Origin of the sequence: Paraburkholderia sp. Clong3, from assembly GCF_050436485.1 — a bacterium.
Classification (GTDB): Bacteria; Pseudomonadota; Gammaproteobacteria; order Burkholderiales; family Burkholderiaceae; genus Paraburkholderia; species Paraburkholderia tuberum.
Map to the genome: position 1 here is coordinate 2,047,309 of NZ_JBNDMH010000003.1, position 24,635 is coordinate 2,071,943.

The 24,635-nt window shown below is 61.7% G+C and carries 18 protein-coding genes; 5 read left to right on the forward strand and 13 right to left on the reverse strand.

Going from position 1 to position 24,635, the window contains the following annotated elements; all coding sequences use genetic code 11:
* Positions 1-255: 255 nt before the first annotated feature.
* On the forward strand, positions 256-657 hold the full coding sequence (locus OKW30_RS32740) for a hypothetical protein (protein ID WP_184031255.1): 402 nt from the start codon (positions 256-258) through the stop codon (positions 655-657).
* Between the two features lie 62 nt (positions 658-719).
* Here the strand turns inward: OKW30_RS32740 and OKW30_RS32745 are convergent, their stop codons facing one another.
* From OKW30_RS32745 to OKW30_RS32770, 6 genes are all read right to left on the reverse strand, one after another.
* The gene (locus OKW30_RS32745; RefSeq protein ID WP_429348666.1) at positions 720-1,580 is read right to left on the reverse strand and encodes an alpha/beta fold hydrolase; all 861 of its coding nucleotides are present in this window, start codon (positions 1,578-1,580) and stop codon (positions 720-722) included.
* 217 nt (positions 1,581-1,797) lie between these two features.
* Positions 1,798-2,109 (reverse strand): hypothetical protein, encoded by a 312-nt coding sequence (locus tag OKW30_RS32750; protein ID WP_184031263.1) that lies wholly within the window; start codon positions 2,107-2,109, stop codon positions 1,798-1,800.
* 31 nt (positions 2,110-2,140) lie between these two features.
* Positions 2,141-2,971 (reverse strand): RNase A-like domain-containing protein, encoded by an 831-nt coding sequence (locus OKW30_RS32755; RefSeq protein WP_429348667.1) that lies wholly within the window; start codon positions 2,969-2,971, stop codon positions 2,141-2,143.
* Positions 2,972-3,076: 105 nt separating this feature from the next.
* Positions 3,077-3,364, reverse strand: a complete 288-nt coding sequence (locus OKW30_RS32760) for a hypothetical protein (RefSeq protein ID WP_184062519.1) — start codon at positions 3,362-3,364, stop codon at positions 3,077-3,079.
* A gap of 64 nt (positions 3,365-3,428) precedes the next feature.
* A complete protein-coding gene (locus OKW30_RS32765; protein ID WP_429348668.1) occupies positions 3,429-4,481 on the reverse strand; it encodes a rod shape-determining protein in 1,053 nt (350 codons plus the stop codon).
* A gap of 189 nt (positions 4,482-4,670) precedes the next feature.
* The gene (locus OKW30_RS32770) at positions 4,671-5,333 is read right to left on the reverse strand and encodes an alpha/beta hydrolase (RefSeq protein WP_187610792.1); all 663 of its coding nucleotides are present in this window, start codon (positions 5,331-5,333) and stop codon (positions 4,671-4,673) included.
* Positions 5,334-5,627: 294 nt separating this feature from the next.
* Between OKW30_RS32770 and OKW30_RS32775 the strand changes: the two genes are divergently transcribed.
* Entirely contained in the window at positions 5,628-7,229 is a 1,602-nt protein-coding gene (locus tag OKW30_RS32775) for a DHA2 family efflux MFS transporter permease subunit (RefSeq protein WP_429348669.1), read from the forward strand.
* A 54-nt stretch (positions 7,230-7,283) separates the two neighbouring features.
* Here OKW30_RS32775 and OKW30_RS32780 read toward each other — a convergent pair whose 3' ends face one another.
* Both OKW30_RS32780 and OKW30_RS32785 read right to left on the reverse strand, forming a co-directional pair.
* Entirely contained in the window at positions 7,284-8,078 is a 795-nt protein-coding gene (locus OKW30_RS32780; protein ID WP_429348670.1) for an AraC family transcriptional regulator, read from the reverse strand.
* A 122-nt stretch (positions 8,079-8,200) separates the two neighbouring features.
* Entirely contained in the window at positions 8,201-9,070 is an 870-nt protein-coding gene (locus OKW30_RS32785) for an NmrA family NAD(P)-binding protein (protein WP_184062529.1), read from the reverse strand.
* Positions 9,071-9,319: 249 nt separating this feature from the next.
* Between OKW30_RS32785 and OKW30_RS32790 the strand changes: the two genes are divergently transcribed.
* Complete coding sequence (locus OKW30_RS32790) at positions 9,320-9,730, forward strand: hypothetical protein (protein ID WP_429348671.1); 411 nt, start codon at positions 9,320-9,322, stop codon at positions 9,728-9,730.
* Between the two features lie 23 nt (positions 9,731-9,753).
* Here the strand turns inward: OKW30_RS32790 and OKW30_RS32795 are convergent, their stop codons facing one another.
* The 5 genes from OKW30_RS32795 to OKW30_RS32815 all read right to left on the reverse strand — a co-directional run bounded on the left by OKW30_RS32795 (position 9,754) and on the right by OKW30_RS32815 (position 19,752).
* Positions 9,754-10,026, reverse strand: coding sequence for a hypothetical protein (locus tag OKW30_RS32795; protein ID WP_311539117.1), 273 nt, complete (start codon positions 10,024-10,026; stop codon positions 9,754-9,756).
* A 175-nt stretch (positions 10,027-10,201) separates the two neighbouring features.
* Complete coding sequence (locus OKW30_RS32800; RefSeq protein ID WP_429348672.1) at positions 10,202-11,377, reverse strand: hybrid sensor histidine kinase/response regulator; 1,176 nt, start codon at positions 11,375-11,377, stop codon at positions 10,202-10,204.
* Positions 11,378-11,382: 5 nt separating this feature from the next.
* Entirely contained in the window at positions 11,383-14,076 is a 2,694-nt protein-coding gene (locus OKW30_RS32805) for a PAS domain S-box protein (protein WP_429348673.1), read from the reverse strand.
* Complete coding sequence (locus OKW30_RS32810; RefSeq protein WP_429348674.1) at positions 14,036-19,030, reverse strand: AAA family ATPase; 4,995 nt, start codon at positions 19,028-19,030, stop codon at positions 14,036-14,038. The genes OKW30_RS32805 and OKW30_RS32810 overlap by 41 nt, the downstream gene beginning before the upstream one ends.
* A 38-nt stretch (positions 19,031-19,068) precedes the next feature.
* Positions 19,069-19,752 (reverse strand): response regulator transcription factor, encoded by a 684-nt coding sequence (locus tag OKW30_RS32815; protein WP_184062541.1) that lies wholly within the window; start codon positions 19,750-19,752, stop codon positions 19,069-19,071.
* Positions 19,753-20,121: 369 nt separating this feature from the next.
* Here OKW30_RS32815 and OKW30_RS32820 point away from each other — a divergent pair, with 369 nt between their 5' ends.
* Positions 20,122-21,678, forward strand: a complete 1,557-nt coding sequence (locus OKW30_RS32820; RefSeq protein WP_429348675.1) for an ATP-binding protein — start codon at positions 20,122-20,124, stop codon at positions 21,676-21,678.
* A 178-nt stretch (positions 21,679-21,856) separates the two neighbouring features.
* Positions 21,857-24,403 (forward strand): ATP-binding protein, encoded by a 2,547-nt coding sequence (locus tag OKW30_RS32825; RefSeq protein ID WP_429348676.1) that lies wholly within the window; start codon positions 21,857-21,859, stop codon positions 24,401-24,403.
* Positions 24,404-24,635 lie beyond the last annotated feature (232 nt).

Here is a 24,635-nt window from a genome sequence, read left to right on the forward strand (position 1 = left end):
GTGTCGTTGATTGCGTCGATTGATCGCAACAGTCCATCTCCTTGGGCGCAACATTCGTTGTCGGCACGCGGCGGGTGCATCGCGATGCCGATGAAAGTTGCACGAAAGTCGGAACACCAGCCGCAACAATGTTTTGCTGCCAGCACACTGCGTCGGCGTGGATCCATCTGCGATACTCAATCCGTGCATTGATGCTTGCGGCCCGTGATTCGAAGCGGGCTTTTTTGATCACACAGAAAAGCAGGACGAATACAAATGAATGTCTCTCTCGAAACGCTGTTTCCGGATCATGTCCATACCGAAGACCACACGGTCACCGCGCTGAATCATCAGGATATCGTCGTCGCGTTGTCGGCGGCGCTGAAGACGCAGGACGTCGCGGTGCTGCACATGCTCTATCCGCGCACCGACGCGCGCACGCATCGCAGTCTCGACACGCTCGTCGACGTGCTGCATGGACACGGCCTGCATGAAGTCGCGGATCTGATCGCGCAGGAAGCGCACTATCTGTTGTTCAAGGACCCGGTGAAGGCGTGGAAGGTGTTCCACGAAATCCGCAACGACTCGCTCGCGATCGGCGTACATCTGTACTATCACGGGCTCGTCGGCGAGGCGGCCGAACGCGCGCTCGACAAGGACGCGCATCGCAAGGCCTGATGCAGTAACGGGCGATCGGCGGTGCGCGCCGGCCGATCGCCCTTGATCTTCGCTTCACTTGCTCAGCGCGCGCTCATCGCCTGAATGAAATCATCCACGTAACGATTGAACGCGGACGGATGCGCGAGGTTCATGCCATGCGACGCACCGCGTACCGTTTCGCGGCGCGCATCGGGCAACCATCCCTGCAACGCCGTCACCGTGCGGTGGAACATGTCGGGACTCTTCTCGCCGTCGATCAGCAGGACCGGGCAGCGCAGATCGGCCGCGTCCTCGGGCATGTAGGCGGGCAGCGGATCGCGGAATTGCCGCGCGAGCGTGTGCGCGTTGTCCGTCGCCATGCGGCGAAAACCCGGGGTGCTCATCGCCCAGAAGCCGGGGCGGCTCACCGAATCGACGAACAGTTGCAGGCCTGCTTCGACCTCGCCGCTTTCGATCAACCGAGCCGCTTTCGCACGCAATGCGTTGACCGTCTCCGGCACGCTCGCGGGTGGACGTCCGGCGATCTGCAGCGGGCCGCCCGGATCGGCGAGCGTCAGCGTGCGCACGTGTTCGGGATGGCGTCGCGCGAAATGATAGGCGACGCAGCCGCCGCGCGAATGCCCGATCACATGCGCGGGCCCCGCGCCGAAACGCGCGATGAACTCCGCCACTTCATCGGCGTGGCTGCTCCAGCTGAACGGCAGGCCCGCCGCGCTATCGGTCACTGGCCAGTAATGCGTGAGACTGACCGCGACGCAGCGATAGCGCTTCGACAGGCCGGCCAGTTGCGGCTGCCAGTAGCGGTAGTCGCACAACGAACCGTGCACGAACAGCAGCAAGTCGCCGTCGCCGGCCTCGACGTAAGGCATGCGCAAGCCGCTGCGTAGTCCGATGAAGGATGGCGATGACGACAGCGACGAAGCGGAAACGGATTGATTCACGGGTGAGCTACGGACAGCGGCATCGGCGCGGGAATGCGGGCGGAGCCGGCTACAGGCATTGGGAAATGAGCGTACCGGTGTCCCTGAAAATGGGACGCGATGCGTATTGTCACATAAGCGTCAGCGACGCGTCGGGCAGGCGTCTTCATTAAACCACTGACGGGTGGCGACAAGGATATTACTCGCCTGGAGAGTACTTCATCAGTCGGGCCGTTTCCTAAAGATCAACATAACCGGTGCGCCCCATAAAGCACCGTATATTGGGTTTCCCGATATTTTTTAGATGTTCGACGACCTCTTTAAACAGAGGCTCATCTTTGTCTGGCTCCATCATTATTCGCCAATCCTGGTCGCCGTCTCCTTTCATCTTTAAGAAGTGTGCGTCGCCTGGTTCGTCCATATAGGCCCTGACTATATAACTGACATTTCCCTCGACAAATTCATAGATATCGTACTCGTAATAATATTCATACATTCCATTTTCATCGCGGTCACTGCAGTCGATATGGTGGCTCACAATTACTTTCATTAACTTCTCCTGCCGGTCAAAAATTTTGGCATCAAAGCTCAAGATACGCTGTGAGAATGTAGTACGGCATGCCATTGTGGGGTTCGCGCTTTATAAACATTTTAACCTTGCTCAACGGCACGAGTTTCCCTGTTGATCGAGTCATTCCATACCCTGCAGGGGACCCTACGTCATGAATCAGACATAGACGTATGTCATTTGTCGCCGCCCATGCCTTCACCCTCGCAGAGTTGAATTGCATAACCTTTGAAACTGCACTTTCAGCGGCGCGCAAATTCGTAAATGAGGATGCGATGTCAATGCGACTTTCAGCAGCCAGCCTGGCGCGCAATTGCGCCTCGGTTCGTCCCACATGCTTTGCGATTGTATGCCCACCAATCCGGCTGCCAGCTTGCGCCTCATGCTCAATCAGATTGATCCGGCCCATCGTAACGCTGGCGGCGCGTACCGCCCTGATCGAACCGGCAAAGCCGAACGGCACGACCATATCAACTGACAGGCCGATGTTGTTCGCCAAGTCAGGACCGGCCTTCATCGCCTCGGCCAGTTTCGTCGTACCTTGCTGTATCAGCGTGGCCGTATCCCGGCCTGTCCAGATTTGGCGTAGACCGGCCGACGCCGTATCTGAGCCATGCACGCCGAACACGACACACGCGGCCTTGCTGGCCATCGTCGGTTCCGGCAGCACACACAGAGCCGCCGCCCCGACCATTTCCAGCACCCCGCCGACCACCTGCAAACCGCCCCATAGCCGGTTGGAAAGCATCTCCGTGGGGCTGATCGACTGGCGGGAGAGCACTGCCGCCAGTTGCGGCGCACTGAGCACCACCCGCACGCCGTCCGAATCCTGTTGATACGACATTCCGGTGTCCTCTGTAGTTGTTGGGGCTGCTACGCTAGCAGGCATCCACAGGGGTACGGAATGGGCGATGGATGATTTTTGGATTCCGCTTCGGTCAACGAAATGTCAATATTTTTCCGCGTCGGAGGGTCTCAGTTCACTGGGAAGCGCGTGCGCGGCATTCTGAAACGGGAGCGCTGCGGCGGCAACGCTGGCCGCTTCCTGTTCGCGGTCGCATTCGTTAATTGAGTGTTTGCCAGCGTCGATCGAACGGCCCATCGCAAGCGCCTTCACATGCGTCCGCAATAGAGACCTCGGGAGACACGCCGGGCCCGCATCGCGTCGCTTGCCCGTCACAGGGCCGGTAACGCGCAGCGTCCATTTGCAGCCCGCCTTGCCAAGGGTGAGCAGCAACCCGGTTACCTTGCCACCGAATGCCGGGTTTTTGCCGAGCTGTAGTGAAGCCCTTATCCACCGCTCACGCGTCCCCGGCTTCGTCCACCCACCCCGCCGCGGCCGCCGCGCCCGCGCCACGCACCGCGCAGGTCAGCGGTTCGTCGGCGACGTGCACGTCGAGGCCGATTTCCCGGCTCAAACGCCGCCCCAGATTGCGCAACAGCGCGCCGCCACCGGTCAGCACGATGCCCTTGTGCGCGATGTCCGTCACGAGTTCGGCGGGAGCCAATTCGAGCCCACGCTTCACCGCGCCGATCACCTGGCTCAGCGACCCTTCGATCGCCTCCGAAATATCGCGGTTGCTCAACTGCACCGTGCGCGGTAGCCCATCGTCGACGCTGCGGCCGGTTGCGTTCATCTGCTCGAGCGGCACGTCGTGCACGGCCGAGCCGATGGCTCTCTTGACGTGCTCGGCGGTCTGCTCGCCGAGCAGCACGCCATACAGATTGCGCACGTAGCTGATGATCGCCGCGTCGAAATTGTCGCCGCCGACGCGCACCGAGCCGCTATACGCGGTGCCGCCCAGCGCGATCACGCCCACCTCGGTGGTGCCGCCGCCGATGTCGACCACCATCGAGCCGGTCGGGTCGCCCACCGGCAGGCCCGCGCCGAGCGCCGACGCGAGCGATTCGCCGATCAGGCTGACCTTCCACGCGCCAGCCGCCTCGGCCGCTTCGCGGATCGCGCGGCGCTCGACGTGGGTCGCGGAGGCCGGCACGCACAGCGTGAATGCCGCGCGTCGGCTGAAGAGCGGGCGCGGCCGCGCCATGTCGACGAATTGCTTGATCATGTGTTCGGCCGCGGAGAAATTGGCGATGACGCCGTGGCGCATCGGCCGCACCGCTTCGAGATTGCGCGGCACGCGGCCGAGCAGCTGGCGCGCCTCGGCGCCGATCGCGGCGATCCGCTTCGACCCGCTCGCGGGCTGCGTCTCGAAGCACACGACGGACGGCTGGTTCAGCACGATGCCGCCGTCGTCGGTATAGATAAGGGTGTTGGCCGTGCCGAGATCCACCGCCACGGCGTGGCGGAACAGTCGCTCAAAGAGCGGGTAATGCGGCGTCGGTCTGGCCATATGCAGGCTCTGATGTGTCGTTATGCGCCGTCCAAGGCGGTCTGGAAATGCGCCCCCGGTACCCCGAAGCCGCGCGACACGCCCCGCTGGGCGTTGCGCTTCCCGCACGGCGGGGGTGATTTTCAAGCTATTGCCCGTATGACGGCAAGCCCATCAGAATCTTTAGGGCCACTTTCTAGTGGGTTTGTGTCAATCGCGCGACAGCTCGCCCAGCGCGCGTTCCAGCGCATCACGGCCGAGCGCGACGCCGTCGGCGGTGATCGTGTGGCCGACGCCGGGCAGCACGTAGGCGTCGACCGCATAGCCGGCGGAGTTGAAAGCGTCGGCCGCGGATTCGAGTTCGCGCACCGGGATCACCTCGTCGTTCTCGCCGTGGACGAGCGTGAGCGGCGTCGCGCGGTTCGACGACACGATCGGCGAGGCGAGCCGCCCCGAATACGCGACGACGCCCGCCGCGCCCTCAACGCTCGACGCGACGTGATGCAGCGCCATGATCGAACCTTGCGAGAAGCCAACCAGCGCAAGCCGATCGAAAGACAGCTGCCAATGCGCGAGCTCGGCGTCGAGCACGCGGCGCAGCGCCGGATAGGCGGCGGCGACGCGCGCCTCGCGGTTCGCCGCGCCGACGTCGCGCAGGCTGAACCACTGGCGGCCGCCGAAGCCGCCGTCGAACGGATCGGTGCCGTCGAGCGACACGAACGCCGTGCCGGGCAGGTCCTCGCTCCAGATGTCGGCGAGCGGCATCAGATCGCGCGCGTTGCTGCCGACGCCGTGCATCAGCACGACGAGGCTCGTCGCGGGCGTGTTTTGCGGCGAGCGCCGCCAGCCGTGTTCGAATTGTTGCCAGCTCATGGTGGGGTCCTTTTTTCCGTGGGATTGGGTGTACGTTTCGGCCTTTGCTGACGCAGCCTCAGCCGCGAGCATACGCCGCGTGCCGCGTTTCGCGCCGTCGGGCGCCGCATCGGCTGCTGCCGTGGCCGACGCCGGCCGGCGATTGCGGGTATGCTTTTGCGCATCGACGGACCCGCCGCCGCGGTGCACGGTCCACGGCATCCTGCGCCGAGCATGCATTGCGAGTCGCGCGCCCTCGCCGTCCGTCCTCACGCCGTTCGCGCCGTCCGCCGCAAAACCTCCGGAGAACGCCTTTTGAGCCAGCCCAACGCCGCGCCTGATTCCGCGTCGTCGTCGCCTCAGCCACCCGCGCCACCGTCGCCGCCCGCGCCTCTCGAAGGCGGCCGGCTGGTTCTCGCGACGATCGCCGTCGCGCTCGCCACGTTCATGAACGTGCTCGACACGTCGATCGCGAACGTCGCGATTCCGACCATTTCCGGCAACCTCGGCGTCTCGGTCGACGAAGGCACGTGGGTGATCACCGTGTTCGCGGCCTCCAACGCGGTGGCGATTCCGCTGACCGGCTGGCTCACGCAACGCATCGGCCAGGTGAAGCTGTTCGTCGGCGCGATCCTGTCCTTCACGCTCGCGTCATGGCTGTGCGGCATCGCGCCGACGCTGCCGATCCTGCTGCTGGCGCGGGTATTCCAGGGCGCGGTGGCCGGGCCGCTGATTCCGTTATCGCAGGCGATCCTGCTCGGCTCGTATCCGAAGGAGAAGTCGTCGACCGCGCTCGCGCTGTGGGCGATGACCGCCACCGTCGGCCCGATCGCGGGCCCGGCGCTAGGCGGCTGGATCACCGACAGTTACAGCTGGTCATGGATCTTCTACATCAACATCCCCGTCGGCCTGTTCGCGGCCGGCGTCACGTGGATGATCTACCGCACCCGCGAATCGCCGACGCGCAAGCCGCCGATCGACGTGGTCGGCCTCGGCCTGCTGATCACGTGGGTCGCGTCGCTGCAGATCATGCTCGACAAGGGCAAGGATCTCGACTGGTTCTCGTCGCCGGTGATCACGATTCTCGGCCTCGTCGCGCTGATCAGCTTTGCGTTTTTCCTCGTATGGGAGCTGACCGAGGAGCACCCGATCGTCGATCTACGGCTCTTTCAGCAGCGCAATTTTCTCGGCGGCACGATCGCGATTTCGATCGCCTACGGGGTATTTTTCGGCAATCTCGTGCTGCTGCCGCAATGGATGCAGGAGTACCTGAACTACCGTTCGATCGACGCCGGCCTCGTCACCGCCCCGCTCGGCATCTTCGCGGTCATTCTTGCGCCGATACTCGGCCGCGTGCTGCCGCACTCGGACGCGCGCGTGATCTCGACGGTCGCGTTCGTCGGCTTCGCGATCGTGTTCTACATGCGCTCGAAGTACGTGATCGAGATCGACACGTGGCACCTCGTGCTGCCGACGCTGCTGCAAGGCATTCCGATGGCGCTGTTCTTCGTGCCGCTGACGGCGATCATCCTGTCCGGCCAGCCGCAGAGCCGGATTCCGGCGGCGGCGGGGCTGTCGAATTTCGTGCGGGTGTTCTGCGGCGCGGTGGGCACGTCGATCGCGGGTACCGCGTGGAACAACCGCACGATACTGCATCATGTGCGGCTCACCGAGCAGGCGTCGGTCGACAACCCGTTGTTCGTGCAGCAGATCGACAACACGCAGTCGGTGCTGCATCTGAATCCACAATCGGCGAATGCGCTGTTCGATTTCACCGTGAACACGCAGGCCGCGATGATGGGCCTGAACGACGTCTTCTTTGTGTCGGCGATCATCTTCCTGCTGATCATTCCGCTGATCTGGATCACGCGGCCGGCCAAGGGCGGAGGTGGACCGGATGCGGCCGGCGCCCATTGAGGCAGATTCGTTCTCGCGCGACGGCGACGCTCGCGCGGTGGCCACGAAGCGGCGTCAGCGGAAATAGCGCGCCGGCGTGTCGCCGAACGCATCGCGAAACACCGCGATAAACGACGACACGTCGTTATAGCCGACTTCGAGCGCCACCTGCGTGACGCTCTCACCGGCGCCCAGATGTTCGAGCGCGGCCAGCAGACGCAACTGCTGGCGCCATTGACCAAAGGTCTGCCCCGTTTCCTTCGCGAACAAACGCGCGGCCGTGCGCGCGGTCACGCCCGCGGCCGCGGCGAGTTCCTCCAGCACCAGCGATTGCGCGGGATTCGCGCTGAGCGCCTCGGCGATGCGCCGCGCGCGCGGATCGGCCGGCCAGTTCAAGCCAAGCGGCGCGGCGGACAAGCCGGCGACGCGATCCAGCAGCACCTGCAGCAGACGGCGGGCGGGTTCGTCGGGCGCGCGATCGTGCGGCAGATCGGCCGCGGCGGCGAGCAGCGCCTGCACCAGTGTGTCGGGGATCAGCGCGCCGGTCTGCGCGGGCAGCGGCGCGGCGTCGGCGGCGGCGGCGGAGTCGTCGGTGGCGTCCATTGCGGCATCGGTTGCGACGTAGAGCGAATACGACTGCACCGGCCGCGTCGCGTGCAGGCAGTGCAGCGTATTCGCGGCGATCCACAGCGCGCGGGCGGGCGGCACGACCCAACGGCCGGATGCCGTGCGCACGGTCAGCACGCCTTCGCTAACGTAAATCAGACGCGCGCGCCGATACGCGCGCCACGGCTCGTCCAGCGTCGCATGGCGTTCGCCGACCACGAAGACCGCTTGCTCGATGCCGTCCGGATCGAAGGCTTCCGTCATGGTGTCTGCTCTGACGCGGGACGTCCGCGAAGGGAGCAAGATTAGCACGCGCGCGGGGCGCGGCTGCGAGGCGGGCTAACAGCGTCCGGCCACCGTGAGCGCGCATCCCGCCTAAGGCCTGGTTACCCCGCCCGCTTCACCAACTCCTCCAGCACCGTCCGATACGACGTCATGCCAATCACCCGCTCGTTCACCCCCTGCTCGAAATCGATCCACCCCGAGTTGAAGCCGTCGAGCATCTCGATACGCGGCGCGGGCCACTCCGTGCCTTGCGCCTGAAACAGCGCCTCCCACTGCTCGCGCGGCACCGTCTGCGCTTCGACGGGCCGCCCGAGCGCCTCGGCGAGCAGCGCGGCAATCTCGTGCTGCGTATAGCGCCCTGGCCCCTCGATCTCGATCACGCGCCGCCCTTGCCATGACTGCGTGAGCGCCTGCGCGACCACGCGGCCGATATCCGCGGTCGCGACCATCGGATACGCGCGATCGAGCGGCTGCAGAAAGCTCGGCATCACGCCGGCGTTGCGGGCCGGTGCGATATCCCACAACGAGTTTTCCATGAACCAGGCCGGCCGCAGGAACGCGGTCGGAAGCGGCAGATCGGCGAGCGCCTGTTCGAGAATATGCACCTGCGTGATGAGGCCGAGCCCCGCATCGCGCTGCCCGCCCACCGACGACAACGCCGCCACCCGCCCCGGCCGCGCCTTCGACAACGCATCCTTCAGTATCGCGGCCGCCGCATGCGCGTTCGGATAACCGGGCTGCGGCGCGAAATTCGGTGCAATCATCACGAATACGCCGGCCGTGTCGCGAAACGCGGCGCTGAGCGAGTCGGCGTCCTCGAACGACGCGATCGCCACCTCCGCGCCGCGCTCGCGCCACGGTGCCGCCTTGCTTTCGTCGCGCAGCACGGCGCGCACCGCGTGCCCCGCGTCGAGTAACGCGCGTGCCGCCGCGCCGCCCACCTGTCCTGTCACACCGGTAATTGCAAACATGCTGTTCTCCTCGATTACGGCGGATGCCGTGTTGGGAAGCATTCTCTGTGTGGCGTGGTGATTTCGCGAGAGCGTGGGTGTCATTTGTTTAATGACTCGACGTCATCAAACCTCCTTGGCGGGCCCAGGTGATGCGCTTGTCTGACGGAGTGTTCTCAACGCCAAGTATCGAATCGCCGCTCGATGTTCGCGAAACGCAGCGGCAATCGTGCGCAGCGCTCCACGCGACCTCGTATCCGAGAGGCTCGAATGCAGCACGATTTCCGAAGGAGGAAGCGCGGGGAGCCCCAGCAGCGCGCCGACTTCGATGACACCGACCGGCGCGACCCGCTGCGCGAACGCACCGACGGCAAGCCCGGCCGAGACAGCGACGGTGACGGCCGGCGTGCCACCGCCTATGAACACGTCGATCCAGGCGATCCCCGCTGCGTCGAGCTTGCGGGTCGCGAGACTGCGCAGGTCGCACGATGTCGACAGCGATGCAAGCCGCAGCGGCGCATCGAGGCGGTCATTGGCGGAGTCCCGACAAAGCATGCCGGACTCGCCTCAGGGGTTGTGATTTCTACGTTTCAGATCGGCTCGGCACTGGGCGTCGCAATCATTGGCGGCGTCTTTTACGGTGCGCTTGGCGAGAGCCACGCGGCCGCGAGGCAAGACTGACTGGACGGACATCCGGGCGAACGTCATGCGGTGTGATAACGCAGCCAGAAGGTTTCGCGGCAGACGTTGTCGAATCTCTGGCTCGCCGGATCGATGCTGAGGCCGGCGGGATGCTGGATCACGACATAGTCGATCCAGCATTCGGCGCAGAGCGCATCGGAGCTCACCTGATCCCACTCGAGGGATCGGCGAATCACCGCGCCGTTGTCGAAAGCGAAGGTGATTTCCTGCTTGTGAACTTCGATGTCCTGTTCGCGCCAGGTCTCCGTTGAAACGTCCTGGCGCACGATCGTCACAGGGCCGGACAGCCCATGAATGGAGCTGACATAGGAAACAAGTTTATTCATGCTTTACGAACCGAAGTTGCCGCGTATCGCGCAACAGGGCCGACAAGTATACATGCGACTGCGCGGCAGCTTCGTTCGCACCGACCTCGCCCCTTTTCGGGGCGAGCACGGCCACAAACCTCTCTCAGTGCTGCCCCTCGAGGCGATAGTCGGATCGGCAGGACACCGTCAACTTCACAACGAGTCCGGGATGGTTGTCCACCAGTGTCAGCGTGCCTCTATGCAGCGTTGCGACACCTTTCACGAGCGCGAGGCCGAGCCCGACGCCCGGCGTTCCCCGGCTCGCATCGCCCCGGTAGAAGCGCTCCGTTACCTTCGCCTTCTCGGCAGCAGGAACGCCCGGGCCATCGTCCGCTACTTCAATCTCGATGAGCCCTTCGCGCTCGTTCACTGTCACATGCACGCGCGAACATGCGAACTTCAGTCCGTTATCAATCACGTTTCCGACTGCTTGCGCAATCAGTAGCGGGTCCACAACCGCTTCCAGCTCGGCGGGACAAGTCTGCGACAGGGCAATCCCTCGAAGGTCGCCTAGCGGTTGGTAAAACTCCACCGCTTCGGAAACGATATCTGCAACATTGCTCGCAACAAAGCCTGACCTTCGCACCCCTGCATCGATCTCCGCCAGACGAAGAAGGGCATTAAAAATGCTGATCACCCGGTCGATATCGGTGAGCGAACCCTCCAGGCGCTCAAGCGTGTCGGCGTCGACCTTCTTCTTCAAATCGAGAATCATCACCTCCATCCGCGTCCGGAGTTCAGTCAGAGGCGTTCGCAAATCGTGAGCGATTGCATTCGATGTGTTGCGCACGCTACTGATCATCTCGACCAGCGCCTCCTGGGCGGCCTGCCGCCTCTCCACCTCGTCGTGCAAGCGTGCATTGCTCTCTTGCAGGACCTTCTGTAGCCGCCGGAACTTCACGTGGGTTCTCACTCGCGCGAGGAGTTCTTCCATCTGCAAGGGCTTGGTGACGTAGTCAACGGCCCCGACCTGGAACCCCACGGTCTTGTCCTCGGTGTGCGACAGTGAGGTCATGAAGATGACGGGGATGTCCCACGTTTCCGGGGTCGCTTTCAAACGGCGGCAAACCTCGAACCCATCCAGACCCGGCATCATCACGTCGAGCAGGATCAGGTCCGGACGTACGAGGGCCGCGCGACTCAGCGCCTCTTCACCGTCCCGGGCAATCGAGACGTGCAAACCGCTCCCCTCAAGAAAGTCTACGACCAGGCCCAGATTCGGTGCCGTATCATCAACCACCAGGACTACGGGCGGATTTTTCTCGAACTCATCCGACATGTGCACTAACTTCCGTTCAGGTGTTTCTCGATGAGCACGAGCAGTTCTCGCGACTCAAAGTTTTCCGCAAGGTTGCCTACTCTGGTAGCGAATGCCGTATAGCGGGTGTCGCTCGCCCGAAGCGACTCAACGTGTCGCATGACCTCCCGCATCGAACCTCTGCGCGCGAGATCGTGCAACACCTCCATGCTCGCACGCGGCGGCAGGACGAACGACGAGACCGCTTCGGCGTCGGATGGCGTTGCGCCAATCCGGCGCGGACGCTCGGCCACATGTTCAGTTGCCGGGCGCACACCATCACGTCCGGCAAACATCAGGCATTCGTCGCGTGGAGCTTGCCGATCGCCGGCGTCGTCACGCACCAGCGGCTCGTGAGCGGGACACTCAACCGCGAGGTCGAACCAGAATCGACTTCCTCGCCCGTATTCACTCTCGACGTGAATATCGCTGCCCATAAGCCGTGCCAAATGTTGGCTGATGGAAAGCCCCAACCCCAGCCCGGCGCTCCTGCGCTCGATGTCACCCGCCTGTTCAAATGGCTGGAAGACTCGCTCGAGTTGGTCATGCTTAATGCCAATCCCGGTATCTTTCACTTCAAACCTCAAAACGCCACCTCGGACCAACTTCACCGAGAATGCCACCTCTCCGATGTCCGTGAACTTCACGGCATTGGAGAGCAGATTGAGCAGTACCTGCCGCAATCGCTTCTCGTCAACGCGAATCACTGCGGGCAGGTTTGGCGCAGCCGCACAAATCTGCGCGAGCCCCTTCTCACGAGCCCGCACGCCAACCATCTCCCCAAGCATTTCGAGGAACGGCGCGAGCAAAACATCGTTCAGCTCCAGGTCAATTCGACCGGCGCCGACGCGCGCGAAGTCAAGCAAATCATTAATCAACGTGACGAGATGCGACCCGCTTTGCTCGATCAGCGAAACATGCGACTTTTGACGAACGCTCAGGTTGTCATCGCGCCGCAGAACCTGCGTATATCCGAGAATGCAGTTCAACGGGGTCCGGAGTTCGTGGCTGATGTTAGCCAGGAACTGGTCCTTCGCCTTGTTCGCCAATTCAGCCTCGTCCCGGGCAACACGCACCGTCTCCTCGAGCGCTTTGCGCGCCGAGATGTCCTGGATAATCGCAATGGTATGCTGAACCTGCTGGCTGGAATCACGCTGTAACGACACGGTCGCACTGACCCACACGCGCGATCCGTCGCGCCGTATGTTGACTTTTTCCTCCGTGTAATGCGAGAAGTCGTTTTTGAGCAGTTTCTTGAACTGATTGATGCTCTCTGGAACACTGCCAACCGCTGTGACTTCCATGAACGTCATCGAGAGCAATTCTTCACGACTGTAGCCAACGATATCGCAATAGCGCCGGTTGACGCGAAGGAACCGGCCGCTCTGGTCACAATGAACAATACCCACGGCTGCGTTTTCAAAGGTTCCACGGAAGCGCTCTTCGCTGGTTCGCAGTGCGAGTTCTGCACGCTTCAAGTCCGTAATATCGACCATGGTCCCAGAGACGCGCGTAGCCGGCCCGCAAGAAAACCGAGGACCCGCGCCACGCGTCAAGACCCATCGCCAGGACCCGTCGCGATGGAGCACGCGGTGTTCAATGCCAAACAGCCCGCCTGGCTCCCGGCTGCACCGCCAAAACGCGTCGCAAACGCGTTGCCTGTCCTCCGGGTGGATGACCTCCATCACGCGCGCGATGCCGGGAGCGGCGTCAGCCTCCGTGTAACCTAGCCATGCCTGGATGTTCCAGCACCTCAGCGACAGGTCCCGCCCCTCTTCGCCCGCGAGATCAATGGCCCACACCCCGACCTTCGAGCCGCGCATCGCGCCGTCCAGCCGATCGTTGGTTTCGCGCAGAATTTCCGCCTCGGCTGCCTGACGTGACGCTGTAGCGTCACGCACAACGAGCACCATGCCGATGACGTTGCCCGAGTCGTTCACAATCGGCGTTCCACGATTTTCAACGGACACCATGCGCCCTGCTCTACCGACGAGCATCGTCTTCGGGGGAAAAGAAACGAAGCCGCCCTCGCCCAGGGCTGCTGACACGCTGAATTTCAGTGGCGCATTCGTGTCCTCGTCGATTAGCCGGAGGACTTTCTCGAGCGGCTGCCCGACAGCGTCTTCCCGCGACCATTCTGTCAACGCCTCGGCGACGGGATTGATGAGCGTAACGTGTCCCTTACAGTCAGTGGCAATGACGCCATCGCCGATGCAGTCCAGCGTAACCGCATAACGCTGCTCGCTCTCGCGCAGCTGACGCTCCGCATCGTGCTTATAGAGGGCCATCTCGACAACCGTACGCAGTTGCAGGTCGTCGAAAGGCTTCAGGACGTAACCGAATGGTTCGGTCACTGTGGCGCGCCGGACCGTTTCCTCGTCGGCATAAGCCGTCAGGAACACAATGGGCAAACGGAGCGACTCGCGCAACTGACGAGCCGCATCGATGCCGTCCAGCTTTCCCTCGAGGCGCACATCCATGAGGACAAGGCTTGGCTTTTCCTTCGCGGCAACCGTTATCGCATCCTCGCCGGTCGTCACGCAACCTATGACGACGTGCCCGCAGCGAGTCATTTGTTGGGCAATGTCACGAGCGACCACCCGGTCGTCTTCGACAATCAGTATTCGCGCAGAAGACATGTTAGTGGCCGCCCGTTTGCTGGAGTCTGAAATCAATGTCAAAGGCCGTCCCTCTCTCGCGACTAACCTCGATTGACCCGTGGAGTTGCCGGGAAAGGTCGAATACGAGCTGCAGTCCCAGGGATTCGGCACGCTCAAGTGAAAACTCCGGCGGCAAGCCGATACCGTCGTCGGCGACCCTCAAGCGGCACCGATGGTCTTCTTCCGCGGCCAGCCCAACGCGCAGCCGCCCGCTTCGACCGTTCGGAAACGCATGCTTGAGTGCATTCGAAACTAGCTCGTTGACGATCATGCCGCATCCTATCGCGCGATTCATGTCGAGCTGAACGTCGTCGACGACAACCTCCAGGATGACGTTCGATTGACTCAGTTCGTAAACGCGCGACAGGTGCGCGCACAGATTCCTGATATGAGGCGCCATGTCGATTCGCGCGAAGTTGCCCGCACGATACAAATTTTCATGGACCATCGCCATCGAGCGAACGCGGTTTCGGCTCTCCTGAAACAGCTCCGCCACGACCTTATCTTGCACACGAGCTGCCTGAAGGTTGAGAAGGCTACTAATCAGCTGCAGATTGTTTTTCACCCGATGGTGCAGTTCCTTCAGCAGAGCGTCCTTTTCTTCGAGAAGTGCTTCGACCTTCTCCAGGCTGGCGTTCTCGATAGAAATCGCCGCCTGGGACGCCAGCAACTTGAGCACCGCCATGCGCGGCGGCGTGAACGCGCCGGGCGCGAGCTCGTTCTCGAGGTACAGCGCGCCGACCAGTCTCGTCTGCTTGATGAGGGGCAAACAGAGCATCGAGCGTGAGCCTTTGCCACTGAAATACTCGTCAGAGGCAAACGGGTTTTCCGTCGTCGCATCATCGACAAGAAGCGTTTCGTGGGTGCGAAGACAATGGTGAAGCAGGGAGAGCGGCAAGTTCCGCGGCGAGGCAGTTCGCCGCTCTACGCGGACGTTATTTCCCTCGTTGGCCTCGGCTTCAATGTAAAGCTGCTCTTCGTGCGGAAGGATGAGCAGCGCGCGCCGCGCGCCCGCGTGCTCGAGCACGATGGTCATGAGTGTATTCATCAGACTGTCGAGTACCCTTTCGCTCGATATCGCCTGTGACGCCTTGACGACCGTCTCCATCTCCAGCTGACTTTCCACGGCACCTGACAACGGACCTCCCGGCTCGTTAGCCCCGAGGTCCGGATATGCCGCCTCCAGCATTCTGACTTTCGCCGTTGCCCCCCAGTTCAGGTAGGCCGATCGGGCATTACGCAAGTACACCGCGGCGATGGTCGCGAAGCCGCGGTTGGCATAGAACCGTCCGGCTATCTCGCTGGCTAGCGCCTCGACATGCAGCAATCGGTGCGTTTTTGCATTTTCGATGGCTCGCTCGTATAGCCGCATGGCTTCAAAAGCGTTGCCGCGCACGCGTGCGACTTCTGCTTCGACCAGCGCTGCACGCGCGGCGAAGTTCGTCGGACCGCTCAATGCCCAAGCGCGGAGCTTGTTCACGTGCTCGGCAAGCCTCGCGTCAGCGAGAACGTCGGCTTGCGATGAGTGGGCATCCCACTCCTGGAGCCACGTCAGCGCAGAAAAGAAGTGGTAAACGGCGAGTTCCTGGTGCCCCCATGTCGTCCACAACAAGGGGGCTGCCTTGTTCGCTGCCTCCATCGCACCAGCGATGTCGCCCGCCAGGTAGCGCGCCTCCTGTTTGCGAATCCAGTACCAGCATGCCGCAATGTCGAGTGCCCGATTGCCTTCGAGGTGCTGTTCCAGAGCCTTCGCGTTCGGATATTCCGAATCAGGTGAACCAAACCATGGCGCGCCGCCGCGCAATTCACGAATCAATGAGAGCTGCGAATCAATGATGTCGACAATCAACCCGAATCCGGCGGACCGGACGACATGCAGCCGTTCGACTGCCTGCTCTTCAACTTCGGCTAGTGGCGCAGAGGCGGCGAGCAGAGTGGTGACCAGGCAACAACTGCTGAACCCGATGTATGTCAGGTCGCCGCATTGTGTTGCCACTTCGAATGCTCGTCGCAAGAGCGGAATCGCTGTTCGTATCGGCTCTGTCCACGGCATGACGTGATACGAGAAACACAGGTAGACACGGGCGCGAAACCGGTCAAGCCCCTTCTCATCGACGAGCGCCATCCCGAGCTTGCCAAACTCGTGGGCGTTCTCGTAGTCGCCGAAGAATGGACCGACAGCCATTCCTAAATAGGCGAAACCCAACGCAGATGCATCGGTGTTGCCGTGCGCTATGCTGAGATTCGCCATGCGCGTCAGCACAAGACACACCAGGTTTTCGTCAGTGAAGAATGCGGGCGGCAAAACGGCTGTGAAAACGTTCAGCGTCGCCTCAAGCGCTTCGTCATCGAGCAATCGATTGTCACGCAATTCTGCAATCGAGCCGCGTTGAACATGAGCGACCACCTTCGCGTACTCTCTATCGACCTCTTCCCTGTCCGGATGGGGTACCCAATTGACGTCGACCTCGCGAAGATAGCTCAGGCAAATTTCTACCGCGGCGTGCATCTTGTCCAGGGCGGTATGCAGCGTGATCCGAAGGAAAGCCACTGCGGCCTTGTCGCGTACGCTCCCGGCATATCTTTCGAGACGACGCAGGCGGTCGTCTGCCTGGATTGGACTGCCAGCGAGGAACGTGCATTCTGCGAGCAAAAGCTCAAGGGAAAACTTCTCGCAGTAATGGGTCTCCCACGCATCCTCGCCGAAAATCCGACTCCCTACCGTGAGATAGTTCAGCGCCGTACCGTAGGCAGCCGCTGCTCTCGCGCGACGGCCAGCGCGGAGATTCAGGAGGGCTACGCGCGTGCGGACCCGAGAGTCGCTGATTGCGTGGAGTGCCCGGTTGTACTGGTTGACGACCTCGAAAATATTCCGCTCGAGATTCGGGTCGGCGTCTCCCGTATCCAGCCGCATTCCGATGCGAAGATGCGATGGCGCGCGCTCGGCCTCCCCAAGTAACGCGTATGCAGCCTCTTGAATCCGGTCGTGGACGAAAGCGTAGCCCTCCGAACGGCGGTAAACCAGGCCTTGCTCGATTGCCTCGCCGAGCGCCGAGTCGACTTCTCCGCTTGACTGCCCGCTCACCTGCGCCAATACCGACGTAGCCGTCGTGGCGCCAAGACAAGCGAAATCAACGAGCAGCCGTCGCGCGCGGTCAGACAACCGCACGATCTTGTTCACCAGCAAGTCAACCACGCTATCGGGGAAAGCTCCCTGCGCAATCTGCTCGACATTCCACACCCATTCCCGCGAGGCACGGTTTAACGTCAGATGACCTTCCTCGGCGAGGACGCGCAGGAACTGAACCGCAAAAAACGGGTTTCCGCCCGTCTTCTCGAACATCAGTCGCGCCAGCCTTCTGGCCTCTGCTGAATCACCGCGAGTGGTATCGCAAACGAGTCGCTCCACATCGCCAACCCCCAAGGGCGCCAGCAACACGTCATGAACTGGCACCGAGCTTTCTCGAATGTCGCTGATCACGCGAGCGAGAGGGTGACTGGGGCCGATCTCGTTGTCACGGAAGGCTCCAATGAGCAGAAAGTGGGCAATAGCGGAGCCTCGGCCGAGCGCCTCCAGTATCGAAATGGTTCCTGCGTCCAGCCATTGGAGATCGTCCAGAAACAGTACAAGCGGCTGTGCGGGTGTCGCGAACGCTCCAATGAAGCGAATCAAAGCAGTGACGAAGCGCTTCTGAGCGTCCAGAGGCGGCAATTCGGCGACTGCCGGTTGCGGCCCGACGATTTCTTCCAGCGCGGGGATGAGGTCGGTGAGCAGGCGGCCATGCGGTCCCATCGCGTACTGGATGCGCTTGCGCCACTTCACCAGTTCGCGCTTGTCCTCCCTGATGATCTGTTCGACGACGGTCTCCATGCACTGTGCAATCGTCGCGTAGGGGATATCTCGCTTGTACTGATCGAACTTGCCCGACGCAAATCGCCCGCGGCTCAGCGTTTGGTGGAATTCTCCAACCAGCGATGACTTCCCGATCCCTGAGTAACCGGACACCAGCACGAATTCGGTCGTACCGTCATGAGCCACGCGATCGAAAGCTTGAGTCAGTGCGCTCAATTCCGCTTCCCGCCCATACAGTCGGTCTGGTATCAGCAGCCGGTCGTCAGAGTCTGCCGTTCCGAGGGCAAATGGCGCGAGGCAGTCTCCTGTGCGCAGTTGCTCCGCGCACAGACGCAAGTCGTATTCGACTCCGCGCGCGGTCTGGTAGCGGTCTTCCGCCGCTTTTGCGAGCAATCGCTCGACGATGGCTTCAAGCGATTCAGGAACGTCAGGAACGCGCTCGCGCAGAGGAGTTGGCTTCCTCGCCGTATGACAGTAAAGCCATTCCCCAGGGGAGTTAGCAGAGTACGGATACTTTGCCGTCAGCATCCAGTAGATGAGGATGCCCAGCGAGTATAGATCGGCGCGAGCGTCGACCGGCCGGTTGACGAGCCCAGTGCGCTCGGGAGCCAGGTAAGGAAGTGCGTCCGCGAGGATGACCGGGTGAGTCGACTCTTTTCCAGCAGAATCGACGCGCGTCGACAGACCGAAGCCCGTCAGAGCCACTGCCCAGTTGGCTGGGTTGACAAGAAGATGCGCCGGCCGGACATCCTTGTGTATGACGTCCTTCCTGTGCAACATCTCAAAGGCAGCCGTGGCGTTCGCGGCTATCGTCACGATCTGGCCGAATGACAACAGAGACGTATCGAGTGCAGGCAACACGATGCCGCCCGGGTCCTTGAGCTGCAGCGTAATGGAAGAACTATCGCGGACGAACTCAACAGGCTGCGTGAAGCGGGGTCCATCCAGGTGGGCACGAAGCGAAAAGGCGTTCTCGAGCAAGGCCAGCGTTTGACCGGAGGGCTGACTAGCCGTTGGCCTCAGTGACAACCGTGACGTCCGGCCGTCGCCAGCGTCGATTCGCGACAGGACGAACAGACCATCGTCCCATAACATTTGCGCCGCCGATTCTTCGATATCCATGAGTCTCCGCCGTTCCCTCTCCACTCCGACACCGGCTGTTATCCATTCGCCGAAAGCATGTACCCAGCGTTTCGAACAGTTCTTAGAAGTGACACTTCAAACCCGGCATCGATCTTTTGCCGAAGCTTGCTGACATGCACATCCACCACGTTGGTCTGCGGGTCGAAGTGGTAGTCCCAGATGTTCTCGAGGAGCATCGTCCGGGTGACGACCTGCTCGGCGTGCCGCACCAGATATTCGAGCAATTTGAATTCGCGCGGCTTGAGGACAATGACTTTCCCGGCACGTGACACCTTGCGTGAAAAAAGGTCGATGCACAGGTCCGCGCACTTGAGCGTCGATTCGACCGCTTCACTCGGTGACCGGCGCATGAGCACCTCCAGTCGCGCGAGCACTTCTCCGAACGCGAACGGCTTGACCACATAGTCGTCACCGCCTGCCTTGAGACCCCGAATCCGCTCGTCGACAGCATCGAGGGCGCTCAGGATAAGCACCGGGACCTTGCTCCCGGTTGCCCTCATTGCCGCGACGATGCTAAGTCCGTCAAGCCCGCCCGGCAGCATGCGGTCGAGGATGATTGCATCGTAAGGGCAGCCCCCCATGGCCAGAAACATCCCGTCGCGGCCGTTATCCGCGGAATCAACCACATGACCCGCTTCCGTCAAACCCTTTTTCAGGAAGCCGGCCACCTGCACGTTGTCTTCTACTAACAAGATTTTCATCAGTTTGACTTTTGAATTGGGGATGCCGAGCCGGGCAGTTAACGCATCTCGGCAGTGATGCCGCTCTCTTCTGATCGACAGCCAACCCTGGATTATCCGCTTCGCCCGAAAACACAAGCTTCCATGCGCTCATTAAATTTCGTTAACGTTTCGTCCATATTTTGTCAATGCTGACCTCTCACACCCACTCGGCCGAAAACTGCCACGTCCCCACTTGTAAAAACATTAACAATAATTAATGCGGCGTTCACAAGGCGGAAAATACGACTCAGCTAATATCCTTGCGACACCGACCGTACGCGGCATGACAACTAGTGAATAACTCAGCTGCCCGCCGAAACCTCCGGGTTGCCCACGGACGAAAGCGCCATGACTCAAGCAACACTACGCCCCTCGACATGCACTTCCGGTGCGCGGGTTATCCGAATTGGTGAATGCGAGATCGACCTCAGCGCGCGATTGTTGCGCCGTCGCGCTGAGGTACTGGAACTGGGGTCTCGCGCATTCGACATCCTCGCTGTGCTTGCTCTGGCAGCCGGCCGCGTCGTCACGAAGAATGAACTCATGGAGGTGGTCTGGCCGGATACGGTTGTCGAGGAAAACAACCTCCATGTGCACCTCTCCTGGATCCGCAAGGCACTCGGCCGCGATGGCAAGTTCATTGTAACGGTGCCACGACGTGGCTACCAACTGATAGCCTCCCGAATCGACGCACCCAGCTTTGACGAGGTTGCGCAGGACCGCCCCATTCGCGTCAAATCGGACGTGGCGCCGAGGGAAGAGCGACTGATCGGGCGGGAAAGCGCCATCGCGGAAATCAGGTCGCTGCTGCCATCCACACGCGTTCTAACGCTTGTGGGCGCCGGGGGAATCGGCAAAACATCGATTGCCCGGGAAATTGCCCGCAGCGTTTCGGCGCAATGCGACCCCGCGATTCACTTCGTCGAGCTTGCCGCCCACAACACCTGTCGCGGCGTGGCTCAGGCGTTGGCCGCCAGCTATGGTATCCCGGTCGACAGCGGGGAATTCGACCTCGAGCGCGTTGCACTGATGCTCGCGGGCACGAAGGGCTTGCTCATCGTCGACAATGCCGAGCATGTCGTCGAATACGTGGCTCAGTTCCTGGAGTTCGCTTGCCGTTATACGTCCGAGCTGCGCTTCCTCGTTACCAGCAGACTGCGGCTTCGCGTGCCCTGTGAAGTTGTTTACCGCGTCGGCCCGCTTGCACTGCCTGACGTCGAGGATGCCCCTGGGGCAGCGCTTCGCTCCCCATCCTTTCGGCTGTTCCAGCGACGTCTGTTCTCCAATGGGCAGAACATGGATATGAGCTGTGACCGCCTACGGCTGATCGACGACATATGTCGACGCCTGGACGGTGTCCCACTGGCCATTGAATTGGCGGCGGGGCGCGCCTCGATTCTTGGACTGGAGCATCTCCGAGTTGGGCTCGAGGAACCGTTGCTCTACCTGGGCGGCGGCTTCAGAACCGCGCAGGAAAGACAGAAAAGCTTGCGAGCCTCGTTGGACTGGAGTTTCGAGATGCTCAGCGACCGGGAGCGGGCGGTATTTCGGCGCTTTTGCGTGTTCGGCTATCCGTTCAACGCTGAGGCCGCGTGCCTGATCGCCCGCGATGACGCTCTCAATGACTCGGCGGTGATGGATTGCGTCTGCGAGCTCGTCGACAAATCGATGGTCGAGATTCGCTTCGAAGGCACCGTGGTCACCTATCACGTGTTGGCGCTGGCCCGCGCGTACGGAAGAGAAAAGCTTGCCGAGGCCGGTGAACTGGACGCAATCGTGGAACGATACGCCCTGTACGCCAGCGGCCAACACACCGACGAGGATTTCACCCAAACCTCGCGGCAAGCGCCCTACACGGCCGCGCAGCCTGAGGCTCTGCGGGATTTTTGGCGACTGGCCTCTTAACAATTGATTTGAGCCCCCGTCTTCGTTACGGCAAAGGACACTGGATGCTTTCGTCATCGACGTGGCGAAGACTCATCCATCCGCACAGACAGGAAATCAGACTTTGCGGTGATAGAATCATCAGATATTTAGTGTGGCCGTAACGGATGGCCGTACTATTGACCTGCATGGTGGTTTGATGGTTGCCCGGTATAGCCTGACTTTCGGCCCGTTCCGCATCGATTTCCCGCAGCGTGTCCTCACCAGAAATGGCGATGAAGTCCGCATTGGGAGTCGTGCGCTCGACATTCTTATCGTGCTAGCCGAGCACGGTGGCGAACTGGTCTCAACGCGTCAACTGCGCGACCAGGTCTGGAAAGAAAGCGTGGTCGACGATGGCGCGCTTCGTGTGCACGTTTCCACGCTTCGGAAAGCGCTGAGCGATGGCAAATCGGACAGCCGCTACATCGTGAACGACAATGGACGCGGCTATCGGCTCGCGGTGCCGGTCGATTCCACGAGGGCTACGCAATTCACCGCCGCCACGCCGACTGCGCCGGCCCGTACCCCCGATGAAGGTGCGCGAGCGTTGCCCGTGACCCTCACCCGGGTCATCGGCCGGGAGGATGTCATTGACGGCCTGACCGACCAGCTCCCCGAACGCAGGCTATTGACCATCGCCGGTCCGGGCGGCATCGGCAAGACCACGGTCGCCGTGGCTATAGCGCATCGCTTTTCCGAGCGTACCGGTATCCGGGCACTATTCGTCAACTTCGCCCCCGTTTCCGACAAGGCGAGCGTCGCCAGTACCGTGGCGTCGACGCTCGGCGTCGCCGTATTCAGCGGCAAGCCAGTCCCGGACCTGCTTGCCTCACTGGGCGACACGCCAATACTATTGATCCTGGACAATTGCGAACATGTCGTCGAGGCGGTTGCGCAGGTCGCGGAACAATTGCTGCAAGGCGCATCTGGCGTGTACCTTCTGGTAACAAGTCGGGAGCCGTTGCGCGCGGATGGCGAGTCGGTGCATCGGCTGTCGGCCCTGCCGTTTCCGGAAGTGGGTGCGAGGATTGGCATCGAGGAGGCCGGAAGTTATCCGGCCATCTCGTTGTTTCACGACCGGGCGAAGGCTGCCGACGACGCCTTTCAGTTCACGGTTTCGAACATCGGCGCCGTGGCCGACATTTGCCGGCGCCTGGACGGAATTCCTTTGGCGATTGAATTTGCCGCGGCGCGCGTCGCGCACATGGACGTGGGTGCGATCGCCGCGCGCCTGGACGACCGCTTTGCGCTACTCACACAAGGGCGCCGAACCGCATTGCCGCGGCATCAAACGTTGAAAGCGACGCTTGACTGGAGCTACGAGCTGCTGGACTCGCATGAGCAGCACGTCCTGCGCCGGCTGTCGGTGATGCGCTCTTCGTTTGGCATTCGTGAAGCCGTTGCCGTGGCAGGTCGTGGGCAGATCGATGAACTGGCGGTATGTGACGCAATCAGCGGCCTTGTCGCCAAGTCGCTTGTCGCACGTGATATCAGTGATGCCGACAACCCGTATCGGCTCCTCGATACAACCCGCCAATACGCACACCTTCGATTGCTGGAAGCCGGCGAAGCGAACGAGGCCTGGCGCCTGCTTACGATACATTGCTGCGAGACCTTCGCGGACCTGGGCGCCGCCTGGGAGGGCAAGGCGCAACCCCAATGGCTCGCCCAGCTCAGCAAGCGAATTGACGATATCCGCGCGGCGTTCGAGTGGGCCTCGCATCAGGAGGGGGATTCCGAGCTCGAAATCGACCTCGTTATCGCCACGGCACCACTTTGGCTCCATCTGTCGCGGCCGCACGAGTTCCTTAGCATGGCGGAACACGCCATTGCAGCCGTTGAGGGCTCGGAGCAGGCCGGTAGCACGCGACACGTCGAACTGCTGGTGGCCTACGGACACTCGCTCTGGCACACGCGTGGGCCAACCATCGAAATGGCACGTGCTTTTGAACGTGCCTACGCCCTGAGCCGACGATTGGGTGACGAGGCGTTGGAATTTCGCATTCTGTGGGGCGTATTTGCGCATCGGCTTGTCACAGGTCGATACGTGGAAGGTCTTGCACTGGCCGAGGCGATGCAGGCATTCGCGAATCGTTTCGGAGACTCCACGCTCAATCAGATGTCGAGCCGCAATCTCGCCTTTGCACACCACTACCTCGGCGACCAGGCGAAAGCGCGAACGCTGATTGAACAGGTCATCGCCCTCGAAGCTGGCCCCACGCGGGAAAATCTTGCAAGGGCAAATGATGCACAAATGGATGGCCGCATCGCAAGCATGGTGGTGTACATGCGAATTCTTTGGCTGCAAGGCGAGACTGAGCGCCCTGTGAAGCTGGCAAGGGACTGCGCCGAGCTCGTCGCTTCGATCGGGCACGACCTGTCGATCGTCTACGGCCTCGCACTCGGCTCAATACCCGTCATGATCTGGGCAGGCGAGCATGACTTCGCCCGGCAGCTCACCCGCAAGCTTCGCGAGTGCACGAGCCGGCGGGGATTGGCGCATTGGGACATCTACGGGGAAGGATTCGAAAACATTCTTGGCGGCAGGCCTATCGCCCTTTCCAGAGCAACTGTTCCCCAACTGGAAGCGTTTGCAAGCGCCGGGTGCAAAGTCTCCATGGATGCGCTGATTCTGGCGGATCGCGTTGCAGAGCCGTCCTGGGTGAGCGAGGTGCTTCATGAGCATGCGCGCTCGAGCGTGTAATGGGCCGCACCTTGCAAGGGTGAGCCTCGCGGAGGCGGCGCCTGACGCGGACGCGCTGCCGGGTTTGCACCTGCGGCTAACGCTTCTTAGCAAACTTTAACTGAACGGTCCCGGCGCATTGCCTGGAGAATAGCGGTTACCGGGACTCGACATCGTTTCAGGCTCAGCAGGTGCAGTTGACACTGTCTGTGGCGCGAGTGGGAGTCCCCCCAACCGCTGAACTCTCATATGT

Bases quoted from the DNA above. Each gene is read 5' to 3' on its own strand.
- OKW30_RS32820 (WP_429348675.1), top strand. From the start codon at position 20,122: ATGACTCAAGCAACACTACGCCCCTCGACATGCACTTCCGGTGCGCGG.
- OKW30_RS32780 (WP_429348670.1), bottom strand. From the start codon at position 8,078: ATGACGGAAGCCTTCGATCCGGACGGCATCGAGCAAGCGGTCTTCGTG.
- OKW30_RS32825 (WP_429348676.1), top strand. From the start codon at position 21,857: ATGGTTGCCCGGTATAGCCTGACTTTCGGCCCGTTCCGCATCGATTTC.
- OKW30_RS32740 (WP_184031255.1), top strand. From the start codon at position 256: ATGAATGTCTCTCTCGAAACGCTGTTTCCGGATCATGTCCATACCGAA.
- OKW30_RS32765 (WP_429348668.1), bottom strand. From the start codon at position 4,481: ATGGCCAGACCGACGCCGCATTACCCGCTCTTTGAGCGACTGTTCCGC.
- OKW30_RS32755 (WP_429348667.1), bottom strand. From the start codon at position 2,971: ATGTCGTATCAACAGGATTCGGACGGCGTGCGGGTGGTGCTCAGTGCG.
- OKW30_RS32785 (WP_184062529.1), bottom strand. From the start codon at position 9,070: ATGTTTGCAATTACCGGTGTGACAGGACAGGTGGGCGGCGCGGCGGCA.
- OKW30_RS32750 (WP_184031263.1), bottom strand. From the start codon at position 2,109: ATGAAAGTAATTGTGAGCCACCATATCGACTGCAGTGACCGCGATGAA.
- OKW30_RS32790 (WP_429348671.1), top strand. From the start codon at position 9,320: ATGCAGCACGATTTCCGAAGGAGGAAGCGCGGGGAGCCCCAGCAGCGC.
- OKW30_RS32810 (WP_429348674.1), bottom strand. From the start codon at position 19,030: ATGGATATCGAAGAATCGGCGGCGCAAATGTTATGGGACGATGGTCTG.
- OKW30_RS32770 (WP_187610792.1), bottom strand. From the start codon at position 5,333: ATGAGCTGGCAACAATTCGAACACGGCTGGCGGCGCTCGCCGCAAAAC.
- OKW30_RS32815 (WP_184062541.1), bottom strand. From the start codon at position 19,752: ATGAAAATCTTGTTAGTAGAAGACAACGTGCAGGTGGCCGGCTTCCTG.
- OKW30_RS32800 (WP_429348672.1), bottom strand. From the start codon at position 11,377: ATGTCGGATGAGTTCGAGAAAAATCCGCCCGTAGTCCTGGTGGTTGAT.